Raw genomic sequence first — 13,992 nt, 5'->3', positions numbered from 1 at the left:
GGGCCGATCAGCAAGGCCGCGTTGACGCCGCTGGAAATGCTGATCGAGCGCGGCGTGCTGCGGATGGTCGTCGTCGAATTGCTGCGGGATCGCCAGATCTGGGATCACAAAAAGTATTTGGGCAAGCCCGCCATCGCCGCGGGCGACGGCCCCATCGCCGCCTATCGAACCTGGGCACGGCAGTTCTATCCCGAGGAGACATCACGATGAGTGCGACGAAACGCTGGGCAATCGCGGCGGCCGCCGTCACCGGCGTGGCCGCAGCGACCGAGTACTGGTTCCGCAGGCCCGTGCAGACTCCGCCTGGCACCCAGGCTGTTCCGCTCGCCTGGGCAGGCGCGGATCGGCTTCCGGTCGTCGGTGTGATCACCCGACTGCGGTCGGTGATCACCGATCCGATCGGCCTGGTCGTCCGCAACCGGGCGCGCTACGGCGACGCGTTCACGCTGCGGGTGCCGAGCATCTACGACTTCACCTTCCTGCTCGACGGCGAGCACTACCGGCGGGTCATGAGCCTGCCCACCGACCATGCCGGCGTCGGCGAGGTGCTGCACCGGGTGCCGACGGTCGGCTACTGGTTCCCACGCGAACAGGCCGGCCCGGAAACGCTGCAGGAGCTGATCCTGCTCGGCCGCAAGCTGATGGCCGAGATGCTGCCGGGGACCAGCGTGCGGCGCACGCCGGACACCGTCCCCGACATCGTCAAACGCCACGCGGTGGACTGGCCGCGGTACGTCGATCTGACCGAGGCCATCCACCCGATCGTCTACGAGGTGACGGGTCGCTACTTCGTCGGCGACGAGCTGTGGGACACCTTCGGCGCGCGCCTCACCGAGTACTACCGCCCCATCAGCGACGGCATCGACATTCCGCGAACCACCCTGTCCATCACGCCGTTTCACTACCTGATGCCGGAATACCGGGCCACCCGCAAGCTCTATCGCCTGATCCGCGACGAGCTGCCCGCCTTCGAGGCGTCGAAATCGCCGCTGCTGCAGGCCATCGACCGCGCGCGGCTCGGCGGTCGACCGCTGACTCCGGCGGACCGGCGCTGGATGTTCATGTACGTGCTATGGAACGCCATGGCCTATCCCGGCACCTACACTTACTGGACCCTGGTCGACATTCTGACCAGGCCCGAGTTGGCCGCGCGGCTGCGATCGATGCCCGATCCGGCGGCCCGTCACGAACTGCTCAGCCGCTGCCTGAACGAAACGGTGCGACTGTACCCAGTGTCGTCGCTCATCCGATACCTCGACAAACCCTACGAGTTCGAGCACAACGGCACCACGTACCACATCCCGGCCGGACAGGCCGTCGGCCTGTTCCCCGGCACCATGAACCGGGACCCGCGCCGGGTGCCCGACGACCCGGACGCCTACGATCCCGACCGCTACCTGCGCGAGCCGTCGCCCAAGGTCGCGACCTTCGGGCGCGGCGCATTCGGCTGCGTCGCACAGCGTTTCAGTGAGACCGTCACCGCCGCGGTGCTCGACGAGGTGCTCCAGCGCTATTCCGTGCGGCTGCCCGACGTGCTGCCCGCGCGCCGGACCAGAGTGCATCAGACGTATCCGGGCAGCCCGACGCTTGCCGAGCTGGCCGGCCGGTAGCCGGGGGCTCGAATGCGGACGATCGACACCGCGACAACCATCGCGGCCACCCCCGACCGGGTATGGGCAGTGCTCACCGATTTCGCCGCCTATCCCGCCTGGAATCCCTTCTTCGTCGCCGTCGACGGCATCGCCGAGCCGGGCGCCGCGTTGGCGCTGCACACGAAGTTCTCGGATCGGTTCGCCGCCAAGGTTTTTCCGGTGACCGTCGACATCGTGGACGACCAGCGACACCTGCGCTGGGGCGGCGGGCTCGCCGTCCCACGCCTCGCCGACGGCAAGCACGGCTTCCTCTTGACCCCGACCGAAACAGGCACGCACCTGCGGCATTACGAGCACCTCTCCGGCATCGTCATCCCGCTCGCCGGAGCACTGCTCGCCATGCTCGAGCGGCGCTACCACCAGCTCAACCAGGCCCTCAAGGAGCGAGCCGAATCGGGGTAGTCCCTAGCCAGGCAGCGCGATCACCATCTCGCGCAGGACATAACCGGTGATCACCTCGTCGAAGGTCACCCGCGGCGCCGTCTTCATATAGACGCCGTCGATGGCGAACAGTTTGCTGAGAAAGACGTCGGTCTCCAGGATCGCGATGTGTCCGCCAGGGCAGCGGTGCGCGCCCGCACCGAACGAGAGGCCTGCTTCCGCGGTGCCGGGAGCCACGGCCCGGCCCGGGCAGACGGTCATCGGCCGCTCCCCCATCACCGAGGGATCGACGTTGACCGAGCCGACCACGACGTCGACCCGCGCACCAGGCGGAATGACGACCGGCCCGTCCGGACCGGGCACTTCGACCGCCGCGGTGGTGCGGCGCCGCAACGAACCGACGACGGGTTCGAGGCGAAGGATCTCGTGCAGCAACGCGATCCGTTCCGGTTCGGCCGCTGCGCGATACCGCTGCCGCAACGACTCGTCGGTAAACAGGTGCCAGGCAGCGACATTGACGAATTCTCTGGTTGTGATCATCCCGGCCGACGCATAGGTCAGGCACTCACCCAGCATCTCGGTCTCGGTCCAGCCCTCGGCCAGCAGGTGCGAGATCAGATCGTCGCGCGGCTGCTTGCGCCGCAGCCGGACCGCGGGCCGGACATCGAACCAGTAGACGCGCAGCCAATTCGAACCAAGCCTGCACAGCCAGTAGAGGCCGTGCAGGCTGGTCAGCCCGGGCATACCGACCCGTTCGGGAAAGAATCGTTCGAGCCGCCGCTGAATTCCGGTGCCGCCACGCACCCCGACCACGGCCGCCGCCACCTCGATGGCCATGCTGAAGCTGAGATCCGACAGCACGCACGCCCCAGCCTTGCGCAGCGTGTCGATCTGCGCATCGGCGACCCGGACCATCAGGTCGCGATAGTGCTCGTCGACCCAGCGCGGGGCGAAGTAGCGCGCGGTCTCGCGTCGATGGTCCCGATGCTCGGCGCCGTCCTGGAAGACCACCGGCTTGCGAATGCGCTTGGGCAGCATGGCGACTGTTTCGATGCCGAGCCCGTCCTGCACGGTGTGACCGGCGCGCAGCAGCGCGACCGCAGGCGCGTATCCGTTGATCCGCCACACGCCGTCCGCGCCGCGCGCTACCGGACAGGCCGCGTCGAGCTCGCCGCGATCGACCTTGCGAGCACTCGGCTCGGTTCCGACCATGGGGATCTCACTCTCGCGCGCACCGGGTAGCTCCCCATGATCACCTGTGCCCGCCCGCCGCGGCATCGGTGGCTCCGGCGCCGATCAGCCGACCACATACTTAGGTAGCTGATAGGGGGCAGACCAGCGGTCCAGTGTTCTCCGTACTGGGGACCCGGTTTTCAGACCTACGCTGCACCCTTATGGCATTGGAGGTCATGACATGGTTACCAGTGCTGACTCAGGGACGTGGGGCGTACAAAGAATCGGCGCTCCCCCCGTCGCGAAATACGGATTCGTAGGACGTGAACGTGAGCTGGATGAACTGTGCAGCTTCCTCCTGGGCCCGGCGCGGCTGATCACCCTGACCGGCCCCGGCGGGATCGGCAAGACGCGACTGGCCTCAGAGGCCGTGCAGCGGATCCAAAAGGCCCGCCGCACCCCGATTTTCTGGGTCCGGCTCGCGCACCTGCCCGGCGGTTCGGCGACGGGCGCAGTGGCCGAGGAACTCGTGCGTACCGTGGTAGCCACCGAATCCACCGAACACCCCACCTGGCAGGCCCTGCTCGACATGCTGACGCGCGCCGACGCGGTCGGTCGCCAATTGCAAACCGTTCTGGTGCTCGACAACTGCGAGCACGTGCTCGCCGCCGCGGGCGAGGTGACCGCGGAGTTGCTCGACGAAGTACGCGGCCTAACCGTCCTGGCGACAAGCAGGGAGCCGATCGCCTGGACCGACGAGCGCCTGGTCACCGTGCCACCGCTGTCGAAACATCAAGCCCTGGAGCTGTTTCACAAACGTGCCGAGCTGACCGGGCACACTGTCGACGGCAGCGAGACCGCACTGGCCAGCCGGATCTGCGAGCGGGTGCATCGCAACCCGCTGTTCGTCCAGTTGGCGGCGGGCCGGTTGATCAGACAGCCGTTGCCCGCCATCCTGCGCGAGTTGACCGGCACCGTCGACGACCAGCGGATGCGCTGGGCCCACGGCCCGCGCGTCGGGGCCGACCCGCGCCACCGCAGTGTCGAGGAGGCCATCGCGTGGTCCTATGACCTGTGCCAGGAGCAGGAACGCCTGCTGCTGGAACGGATGTCGATATTCACCCCGGGATCCGACTCGAATCCAGTGGAGGCGACCGGCTTTCGGACCATCAGCGGCGGCGTCGACCTGCCAGCGGTGCGCGCGATCTGCGCGGACGACCCGGACGCAGACACCGCGGTGCTGCTGGCGGACGAGGACATCGAAGACCTGCTGTTCCGGCTGGTCGACCAGTCACTGGTCTCGGTCGAGCGCACCGCTGACACCGTCCGCTACTTTCTGCTGGAGACCACCAGGGTCTTCGCCCAGCAGCGGCTGCGCCGGCGTTCGCGCACCGAGCCGGACGTGCTTGCCGCCCGCCATCGCAAGTACTTCCGTGATCGGGTCGTCTATGCCGCGACCCACTGGGCGGGCCCTGCGGAGCAAGAACTGCTCGACTGGGCACGCGCCGAGTGGGACAACATTGTCGCCGCGATCGAAAGCAGCCTCGCCACACCGGATTCGGCTGTCCTCGGCGTGGAGATCGCCACCGGGCTCATCACGTTGCGCGCACCGTTCTTTCGTGGGACGCCCTGGGAGATGCGGCGATTGGCCGAGCGAGCGCTCAACGCAGCCGGTGGCGTCAGCGGACTACCGAACGATCTCGGCATCACCGCGGGTGCGATGGTCTCCTGGATGTGCCTGTGCCAGGGCAGCAATGACACCGCGGCGCGACTGCTCGACGACTGTGTCGCGGCGGCGACCGGGCGCACCGACCAGGCATGGCGGCACGCGGAGCGCTCGGATCTCGAGTTGCCCGCGGCGGTCGACTTCGCCTGGGGTGTCGAACTCTTACTGGTGCACCGGGATTCGCGGGCCATCGAGATATTGGCGGACGCCAACCGAAAATGGCACCTGCTCGGCGATCGGACCTGCGCGTTGCTCGCCGAGATGTGCCAGGCGCAGGCGGCGGGTCTGCTCGGCGCGCCGCCGCAGGCCGTCGACACCGCACGCCGTCACCTCGACAACGCGAAGGCCTCCGGTGCGACCGGGGCACAGGCCGCCGCGGAACTCACCCTCGCCATCGCGCTCACCAGGCACGGCGACCCTAATCAGGCACTGGCACTGAGCCGTTCGGCGCTGGCCTATCAGATGCGGCAACTCGACTCATGGGGTGCGCTGCTGTCGGTGCACGTGCGCGCGTGGGCGCTGGCGCGCATCCTGGCCGATCTCGTCGCGGGTGCGACCCAGCACCGCGACCGATCACGGACGCTGGCCACCGAAATCGCGCACCTCGTCGGCGGCGCGACGACGTCGAGCGCGGACATCGAGGCCGATGTCGACAAGCTCGTTCCGTTCGCCGACGAAACCCGGCGGGCGATCGCCACCGCGCGCGGCGTGCTCGGCGCGGAACGCTACGACACCGCGGCGGCCGAGGGCGCCGCGCTGCGGCCCGAGTTCGCCGAGGTCCAGCGACTTGCGTTGGGTACGTTGACCATCAACGCGGTTCCGTTGCACAACGGACGCCGCAACAGCACGACGCACTGGACCGACCTGTCCACCGCCGAACAGCAGGTCGCGATTCTGGCCGCGGCGGGCTGGACCAACACCGCCATCGCGGCGCGCCGGGGTAGTGCGGCCAAAACGGTCGACACCCAGATGACGTCCATTTTCCGCAAGCTCACCATCACCTCACGCGAAGACATCATGCGCTTCGTGCCCGAACACGAAATCCAGCATGTCCGAACCGAATCAGCGCGCAAGCCGGAACGGCCGAGCCGCGCGCTGACCGGTGAGGCCTCGTGACGCGAATCTCGAGCACTGTCTACGCCACCCCCCGATGCGGATCGACTACCTAGACGTCGAGCATCGGGGTTTCTGCTCTGTACCGAATCCCGTTACCTGCGTTGGAGTCACCTCATTGAACTCGCCCCAGAAGACCACGCCATCCATGGGATCAACGGCGTCGCACACCATCTCACCGGGCGGCACCGACGGTCCACGCGTCTGCCTCTACGGCGCCGAGTTCGCTGCCGACCCGCACCGCGCCTACCGCGAGATGCGCGCGCAGTACGGCGCGCTGGTTCCGGTCGAGCTGGCCCCCGGTGTGCCCGCCACTTTGGTGATCGACCATCGGACCGCGGTGCGCATCATGCACGACGAGTCGCACTTTCCGGCCGACCCGAGGACCTGGCAGCAGAGGATCCCCAGTGACTGCCCGGTGCTTCCCGTCCTCGAATGGCGGCCCAATGCGCTGCGCAGCGCGGGCGGCGAGCACACCCGCTACCGGCAAGCCAACACCGCGGCCATCGACGGTGTCGATCTGAACCAGCTGCACGACTCGGTGGAGCAGAGCGCGGTAGCGCTGATCAACGGCTTCTGCGCCGTGGGGGTGGCGGATCTGGTCGCCCAGTACGCCTTTCCGCTCGCCTTCGATGCCATCAACGCCATGCTCGGGTGTCCCGCCGACATCGGGCAACGGGTGACGGCCGCGACGATCGCGCTCTTCGACGGTGTCGACGCCGAACAGGGCAACCGGCTGCTCGGTGCCGCGATCGGCGAGCTGGTCGAGCTGAAACGCGCGCAGCCCGGCGACGACATCACCTCCCGGTTGCTGCGGCACCCTGCCGAATTGAACGAGGCCGAACTCGCCAATCAGCTCGTGGTCTTGTACGGGGCAGGCATCGAGCCGCTGCTCAATCTGATCGTCAACACGGTGGTGTTGATCCTCACCGATGATCGATTCGCCGGCGGCGTGCTCGATGGGAGCCTCTCGACGCGCGACGCGCTCGACGAGGTGTTGTTCAACGATCCGCCGATCGCGAACTTCAGCGTCACCTATCCGCGCCAGCCGATCCTGATCGACGAGATCTGGTTGCCCGCCCATCAGCCGGTCGTCATCAGCCTGACCGGGTGCAACAACGACCCCGCGATCAATTCGGGCGATCGAGTCGGGAACAGATCGCATCTGGCGTGGGGCGCAGGTCCGCACGTGTGCCCCGCGCGGTCTACGGCCTACTTGATGGCCGAGGTCGCCATCGACCAGCTGCTCGACGCGCTGCCCGACCTCCGATTGGGCACCCCGAAGCACGAGTTGACATGGCGCCCCGGCCCGTTCCACCGTGCGTTGGCCGCGCTGCCGGTGACCTTTCCACCTACTGCCCCGATAGCGCCGCCGACGCCGTAGGTCCGGTGTCCCAATGCGTTGTCGCCTTCGTCAATCCGCAACCTCATGGCCGAGCCGCGCGGCGAGATCGCCCATGGCCGCAGGCCTGGCGAAGGTATCGGCGAACGCGTTCGCCAGCACGGGATCCTGCTGGGCGGCGAGCGCGAGTTGCTGTAGCGGCGGGGGCGGGTCGAGCAACGCCTCGGTCCATCGGGCCGCAGGGTGGGCGATGTCGGTAAGCCACTGTGCCGCAACGGCGTCCATCCACTGCCGATCGAAGGGTCCGTCGCGATGACCCAGTATCGCCGCGGCGTAGTTGGCAGCGCAGTGCGCGGCATTGTTCGCGCCCTGCGCGCCGCCGGGATCCATGCGGCACACCACGTCGCCACCGCCGAGGATCGGACGGCCCGACGGCAGCGACCCGATCGGCCTGCGCATCGACGGCGTCACCGCCCCGACCAGGGTGGCGCCGCTGTCGGTGAGCTCGGCGGTCGCGTAGCGCTCGGCCGTGCCCGGCGGTAGGTGTGTTGCCAGTAGTCGCATGGCATGCCCTAGTCGTTCGCCCGCACTGAGCTCGGGACCGAAGACGTCGAGGCATCCGCCAGGCACCGCCTCGAAAAGCAGCATCTCGCACTGCTGTTCGCGACCGGGCAGTCCGGTCAATCCCCGATAGGAGACCACTTCCCCGTGTCCAGGCAGCACTGTGTAGCCGCCGAAATCGTCCGGATCCGCCGCAACACCGAACAGGTACAGCACCGCCAACCGCCGCTGTGGCGTCGACGGCGTGACCCATGCTGGATCGGGCGCGAAGCGGTCGGCGAGCATGCCGGTCGCCCTGGTCACGATCGTCAGTTCGTGCGCGGCGGCGTATCGGTCGAGCTGCTCCATGCTCGGATCCGCGATCCGCAGCTCGCCGCCCGCGGCCTCGACCTCGGCAAGCCATCTGGCGAAGACCGTGCGCTGATCGACGCTCTGCGCCGGGCGGCTCAGCTTGCCCGTCCACTGCACCACCGGCTGCCGGTCGACCACCATGGTGAAGCGGATCCCGTTGATCTTCGGCGCGCTCGTGTGCCACATGCCGATTCCGGCATCGGACTCGAGATCGAGCGTCGGTGCGAACTTGACTTGGGTGCTGGTGACCCCGCCTGCCAAGATGGCTTCCGCGTCACGAGCGGTCAGCAACGTGACCGCAACTCCGCCGCGCAAGAGTCGATGCGCCAATGGCAGCCCGCACTCACCAGCACCGAGAATAAGCACCTGTCCCACTTCTGGCCCTCCCAATCACGAATTCTCTTGTGGCACTGGAAGAATCATCGACCTATAGGTGTGTCGGCCACATCGGTATATCCGAAGCGGACATGACGATGTCCGCGGCGTCCAACCCAACCGGATGGTTCACTGACGGTATGTCGCGTCCCACGGCAGCCGCCACCAGCACTGGGAAGCGGCCGCACCTGTGACACCATCCCGAAGTGGCCACGCACCCGAGGCTCGACATTCCCCAGGAATAGCGCATGTTGTGGATCGATCCGGATGGCTTGCGCGCCAATGGAGCAGAGTTTCACGACCTCGGCGCGCAAGCCGCGCAGACATTCGAAGAGCTACGCGCGGCCCTGGCGCGGGAGGGCCGCTGCTGGGGTGACGACGAGCCGGGAAAGGCATTCGAGCAGAACTATCTGCCCGATGCCGAGCGCGGCCTCGACGCACTGCAACAGCTCGCAACCGCCCTGCAAACCTTCGGGGAGCAGCTCAGCGCCGCGGCCGACAGTTTCGAGGCGCAGGACGCACGCGGTGCCGAGATCATCAACACTGCGGCCGCACCCGGCACCGACAACACACCGGTCAGCTGGCTCCCCGATGGGCGATCGGCCGCCGCGCCGCTGATCAATGCCGCACCGGCCGTTGACAATACGTCGACGATGTTCGCGCCGCAGCGCACCGATACCCAGCCGAGCCAGGCCGTGCCGACCGATCAGCGCTTCCCGTCGAGTCCAGTGGCCGACCCCGCCACGGCCAACCCCAACCCGGTCGCCGCACCGATATCCAGCAGGCAACCCGGCGACGGCACCGGACCGCGCTCCGATCCGCGAGCCACCCGCCACAGCACCGCACCGGCCTCCGCCCCAGGCACAGTGACCGCCCCGGGCACTGTGACTGTCGCCGGCCCACCCGCCGCGCGAAACACCGCGCCCGCCACCGCCTTCGCGCCACGCACCACGCCGACGCCCCCGAGGACGATCGGTCCCGGCACCACCACCGCGGCGACGCCGTGGCAAGCCGGGGCGCGGCCGACCATCAGCGCGGCAATGGACCGCAGGCCACCGAACACTCCATGGTCGAACAGTCCCTACGGCGGTGCGCCGTGGTTGCGGCCAGGCGGGCGGCCGGTCGAACCCGGCGCGGCCGACCGTGCCAAGACCGGAAACCGCAGACCCACGGTGACCGCGCCGGCCACCACGCCGTGGCTCGCCAGATCGACCAAGGACTGCCATCCGCTCGTCCGCGACCTTGTCGATCGGCACCGCCTGACGTCGGCGGGATTCGACACTCCCGGACTCGACGAAACCGTCGTCCGCGAATTCGTCACCGCCGTCGACACCGTGCTGTCGGACTATCCGGTCCTCGAGCTGCGCCGCGTCACGCTCGACCAGCTCGCCGCCAACGAGGTGGTGCGCGCACAGCGACAGCGCACCGACGACGTGCGACGGCCCTTCACCTGGTCGATCGTGCTCAACCATGACCTGGCGACCGCGCCGCGCCGCATCGCCGACCTCGTCAACACGGAGATGACGTCGGGGTCCACTGTGCCGGGTGCGGCCGAACGCCCGGTGTACGCGATGACCTTGCGCGAACTCGGCGCCGCCCTCGATATCTCCGGCAACCGCCTGGCCCGCCGGATGGCCCAACGCGGACTGATCGCCGAATACCTGCACGGCAACACCGATTACCGGCGCACCACCCTCGGCACCGTGGTGCACGGCTACAAGCGATGGCGCGACCAGCTGTGCGGCCACAGCTTCGACCGCGGTTGTTTCGACCCGCCCAAGGCGCTGGCCTGGGCGTTCACCGATGTCGTCGCGAACGGACCGCGCGCGACCGAACCGGCCGAGGTGCTGCACCGGCTCGTCGTCGACGCGGCACGGATGATGGCGGCGATGCGCCGCGACGCGAGTGCTGCCGACCGCTCGCTCGGCAAGGTCGGTTGATCAAGGCCGACGCGGTCCGACGGACTTGCGGCCGGGGCGCTGCGCTGCCTCGGTGCGCACCCGGTCGAGCTTGTCCTGCGGGACGAATCCGAGAATGCCGGTGCGCGAGGTGATCATCAGCTTCTGCAGAATCGCGGTGATCTGAGCGTCGACGGTCCGGAACGAACTCCCCCGTCGCGCGGCGATCGCGGTATTGGCGAAGCCCGCCGCCGCGAGCAACGCGACCTCCTGCTCGGCCGTCGTCAAGTTGTGCCATGGCGAACCCGAGGCGGCCGCGGGCACCGGGATCGCGGGGATCGCCTCGGTCGGCAGGGTGCCGAGGGCGAGCCGCTGCACCTCCTGCGCCTCCGGACGCAACCGCGTGCCTTGCCGCAGCACCGCCGTGAAGGTCTCCGCACCGAGCACCTGACGGCAGAGGGCGATCACCCGCCCGCTTTCCTCGGTGAACGGGCTCGGTTCCGCGAGCTCGACGCCGACGGCGGAACGCAGGGTGGAAATCCCGCCGGCCAGCCACGCTATTTCGGTGGCAAGCGCAAGCACCCGATCGGTGTCGGGTTCGGGGGCCGCGTTGAGCTGATCGATGATGCGCGCCAACGCCCACATGCGGATCTGCACGGCGCACATCTCGCCCCACGGGTCGTGGAACTCCAGCTGGCCCGCCAAGGCGGTCCGCGACGAGGCCAACGAGGCGACCGGATCACCGTGGCGCGCGAGCGCGATCGCCCAGGCGAGTTCGGACCAGGCGATCGCCCATTTGGCGCCGACCGAACGCAGGCGTTCGCGGTGCCTGCGCGTCGTCGCCATGGCCTGCTCCGCGGAGCCGAACAGCCCCGCGGCCAGCGACTCGACGATTTCACACATCGCCGCACCACCGGGATAGCCTGCGCGCGTGAACTTTTCGCGTCCGCGAGCCAGCACCGTGATGGCATGGGGATCGCGATCGAGCATCATCAGCTCCATGCCCCACGCGTACTCGACGACCGGGGGCAGTCCCAGATCGTCCGCCCAGCGCTGCCGCCAGCCCTGCCGCGCCGCCGGATCCGGGATGGTGGCGGCGACGCACTCTTCCAGCCACTGCTTGGCGTCGGCGGTGCGGCCCTGGTTGTGCGCGATATAGCACCCGAATGCCATGGCGTCGATCCGCAAAGCGGCGAGCTCCGGCCCCGCATCGCTGGTCGCCGCCAGCGTGCGGTCGATCCAGGAGCGCATCTCGCGCAGCGTGCCGCGGAGCAGCGGCGCCCGCATGGTCAGCAGACCGACCGCGATCTCCAGCCCCGTCGCGGCCGCATCCGGTGTCGCCAGGCTGCTCTCCACCGCGACCCGCAGGTTGCCCCAACCGGCCCGCGCCCAGTCCAAATGCGCCAATTCCGAAGGCCCGAACCAACTTTTGCCGAGTGCGACCACCTTGTCCCGGTAGTACCGGCGATGCCGATACGCCAGCCGCGCAGGCTCGGCAACGCCGCGTTCGCGCAGGCGCTGCGCCGCGAACAGTCGGATGCTCTCCAGGAGCGAGTACCGCACCGTCGTCGGCGCGATGTGCACGATGACCAACGACTGATCCGCGAGCCGTTCCAGCAGGGCCGAGATCTCCTCGCGCACCAGCGTCGGGCCGGACACCACCGCGCCGGACACGGAATCCTCTTCGGCACAGACGATTTCGATGGCCTCCAGCTCGGCGCCCACCTCGGGGTGGACGCCGTCCTCGTCGTCCGGGTTCACATCGTGTCCTGCGGCGAACACCGACATGCGGTCGAGCAGCAAGCGCTGCTTGTCGCTGCAGAGGTCGTAGGACCAGGTGATGACATCGGCAACGCCCTGGTGCCGCGTTTCGGTCTCGGCCCGCATTCGATTCGACCAGCGCATCCGCCGGTCGTCGGCGGTACCGCTCAATTCGCGCAACACCACCGACAGCGGCTGGTAGCGCAGCCTGGCCGCGGCCAACTGGATATAGAGCGGATTGTTGTGCACCTGCCGGCAGATCGCGCCGACGGTGTCCGCGTATTGACGGTCGGTCGCCGGATAGCCGACCAGTCTGGCTCGCCATTCGAACAAGGTCTCGGCCTCCCGCTTGGTCAGCGGAGGCACCGCGACCAGACGTTCGTCGACCCAGCCGATCGCTTCTCTACTCGTCGCCAGAATCGTCAGTCCTGGCACCACATCCAGCAATTCGGCGATCAGATCACCGGCGTCGACGAGCACATGCTCGCAGTTGTCCATCACCAGCACCGTCTGCAGATTCCTGCCCACCGCGTCGGTGCGAGTAAGAGTGTCTACCAACACATTCCAGGCCGACCGGTTGGAGAAGTTGACATCGAGCACCGACTGCACGATCTCTTCCTCGATCGCGCCGCCGCCGGAATCCTTGGGCAGCCTGGCCAACCGGACCCAGAAGACCGGAATCCCGGTGCCCTTGCCGTACCGGTGCGCAGCCTCGGCGGCCAGCCTGGTCTTGCCGATGCCGCCCGAGCCGACCAGGGTGATGAGGCGCGCTCCGTCGAGTAATAAGCCACTGATCTGGTCCAGTTCGCTGCTGCGACCGATGAAACGGTTCACGGTCGCGGGCATATGACCGAAAGATCCAGTTCGGAGGCCCGTCATGCTTTCGAATCCTAGCCCGATGACCGCCTATTCGCCGCGACCTGCAATTCCGGTATCTGCCATTTCCGGATTGCTGCGCTATGCCTCACCGAGTGCGGTAAGTGGGGCAGCTGTCGACCGTGACCACCGAAGTGGCTTGATGGAGCGGAAAGCCGCGAACGGCGACGGTGCCGTCCGGCGCGAGCACTAGCGGTCCGCAGTAGGCCTTGCCGTCGAATACGGCGATGACCGAAGAGGGTTTCACCGCAGGTGTCGGTTTATCCGCGAAAGCCACCGAAAGAGCCGCGACCACCAAGGTGAGGGCCGCGAGCACACCGAAAACGATCGACCACTGCTGGCGACGGTGGATCACCTCGACGCGCCAGTCGTCCGCATCTGCGGTGATGCCCGCCGCCGATCCGGCCAGGGTAGCCGCCAGGAAAGTGGCCGCCATGGACACTGTGATATCCACTTGCACAAAGACTTTCGCCGCACCGTCGAGTTCGTCGAGCACCAGGAGGCCTGGGATCATCCCGACAAAGGCGAGCACGCCGAGCGCAATAACGAGTAACGCAGCCCAATTCGTGGCGAAACTATGTGCCGAGCGATAGGTGTCGCCGTTGTCTTGCGGCACGCGATCTCCTTTCCGAGAGGAAAAGACCCGCCCCTGGTTCCCCAGGTGTGTGGGTACAGGGGACCCAGGGGCGGGATATCACGAATCGCCGACCCGCTGCCGCGTGCTGCCGTACACGCTCGACTCGGACCACAGGGAAGAGGTTTGGGGATCCCGTGGTCACTGCG

9 protein-coding genes and 1 pseudogene are annotated in these 13,992 nt (G+C 67.9%); 6 read left to right on the top strand and 4 right to left on the bottom strand.

Features of this window, described 5'->3' with window-relative positions; translation table 11 throughout:
• The 3 genes and pseudogenes from NA11_RS45405 to NA11_RS00505 all read left to right on the top strand — a co-directional run.
• Positions 1-210 (top strand): annotated as a pseudogene (locus NA11_RS45405) (hypothetical protein); the annotation flags it as partial.
• Positions 207-1,610: a cytochrome P450 gene (locus tag NA11_RS00510; protein WP_069159677.1), complete on the top strand. Its 1,404-nt coding sequence runs from the start codon at positions 207-209 to the stop codon at positions 1,608-1,610. The pseudogene NA11_RS45405 and the gene NA11_RS00510, both read left to right, overlap by 4 nt.
• A gap of 12 nt (positions 1,611-1,622) precedes the next feature.
• Entirely contained in the window at positions 1,623-2,054 is a 432-nt protein-coding gene (locus tag NA11_RS00505; RefSeq protein WP_069159676.1) for an SRPBCC domain-containing protein, read from the top strand.
• A 3-nt stretch (positions 2,055-2,057) separates the two neighbouring features.
• On the opposite strand, the gene NA11_RS00500 is transcribed toward NA11_RS00505, so the two are convergent.
• Entirely contained in the window at positions 2,058-3,245 is a 1,188-nt protein-coding gene (locus tag NA11_RS00500; RefSeq protein WP_069159675.1) for a cytochrome P450, read from the bottom strand.
• 202 nt (positions 3,246-3,447) lie between these two features.
• Here NA11_RS00500 and NA11_RS00495 point away from each other — a divergent pair, with 202 nt between their 5' ends.
• Both NA11_RS00495 and NA11_RS00490 read left to right on the top strand, forming a co-directional pair.
• Positions 3,448-6,048: an ATP-binding protein gene (locus NA11_RS00495; RefSeq protein ID WP_084653832.1), complete on the top strand. Its 2,601-nt coding sequence runs from the start codon at positions 3,448-3,450 to the stop codon at positions 6,046-6,048.
• A 145-nt stretch (positions 6,049-6,193) separates the two neighbouring features.
• Positions 6,194-7,429, top strand: coding sequence for a cytochrome P450 family protein (locus tag NA11_RS00490; protein WP_069159673.1), 1,236 nt, complete (start codon positions 6,194-6,196; stop codon positions 7,427-7,429).
• 30 nt (positions 7,430-7,459) lie between these two features.
• On the opposite strand, the gene NA11_RS00485 is transcribed toward NA11_RS00490, so the two are convergent.
• Complete coding sequence (locus NA11_RS00485) at positions 7,460-8,674, bottom strand: styrene monooxygenase/indole monooxygenase family protein (protein ID WP_069159672.1); 1,215 nt, start codon at positions 8,672-8,674, stop codon at positions 7,460-7,462.
• A 248-nt stretch (positions 8,675-8,922) separates the two neighbouring features.
• Between NA11_RS00485 and NA11_RS00480 the strand changes: the two genes are divergently transcribed.
• Positions 8,923-10,614 (top strand): hypothetical protein, encoded by a 1,692-nt coding sequence (locus tag NA11_RS00480; RefSeq protein ID WP_069159671.1) that lies wholly within the window; start codon positions 8,923-8,925, stop codon positions 10,612-10,614.
• Here the strand turns inward: NA11_RS00480 and NA11_RS00475 are convergent, their stop codons facing one another.
• Positions 10,615-13,167 (bottom strand): ATP-binding protein, encoded by a 2,553-nt coding sequence (locus tag NA11_RS00475; protein WP_141717295.1) that lies wholly within the window; start codon positions 13,165-13,167, stop codon positions 10,615-10,617.
• A 130-nt stretch (positions 13,168-13,297) separates the two neighbouring features.
• Positions 13,298-13,825: a hypothetical protein gene (locus tag NA11_RS00470; RefSeq protein ID WP_069159669.1), complete on the bottom strand. Its 528-nt coding sequence runs from the start codon at positions 13,823-13,825 to the stop codon at positions 13,298-13,300.
• Positions 13,826-13,992: the final 167 nt, after the last annotated feature.

The sequence above is a fragment of the Nocardia altamirensis NBRC 108246 genome, assembly GCF_001612685.1.
GTDB lineage: Bacteria > Actinomycetota > Actinomycetes > Mycobacteriales > Mycobacteriaceae > Nocardia > Nocardia altamirensis.
This window is presented reverse-complemented; position numbering and strand designations above follow the sequence as displayed.

Coding starts and splice junctions, on each gene's coding strand:
- NA11_RS00510 (WP_069159677.1), top strand. CDS start 207: ATGAGTGCGACGAAACGCTGGGCAATCGCGGCGGCCGCCGTCACCGGC.
- NA11_RS00505 (WP_069159676.1), top strand. CDS start 1,623: ATGCGGACGATCGACACCGCGACAACCATCGCGGCCACCCCCGACCGG.
- NA11_RS00500 (WP_069159675.1), bottom strand. CDS start 3,245: ATGGTCGGAACCGAGCCGAGTGCTCGCAAGGTCGATCGCGGCGAGCTC.
- NA11_RS00495 (WP_084653832.1), top strand. CDS start 3,448: ATGGTTACCAGTGCTGACTCAGGGACGTGGGGCGTACAAAGAATCGGC.
- NA11_RS00490 (WP_069159673.1), top strand. CDS start 6,194: ATGGGATCAACGGCGTCGCACACCATCTCACCGGGCGGCACCGACGGT.
- NA11_RS00480 (WP_069159671.1), top strand. CDS start 8,923: ATGTTGTGGATCGATCCGGATGGCTTGCGCGCCAATGGAGCAGAGTTT.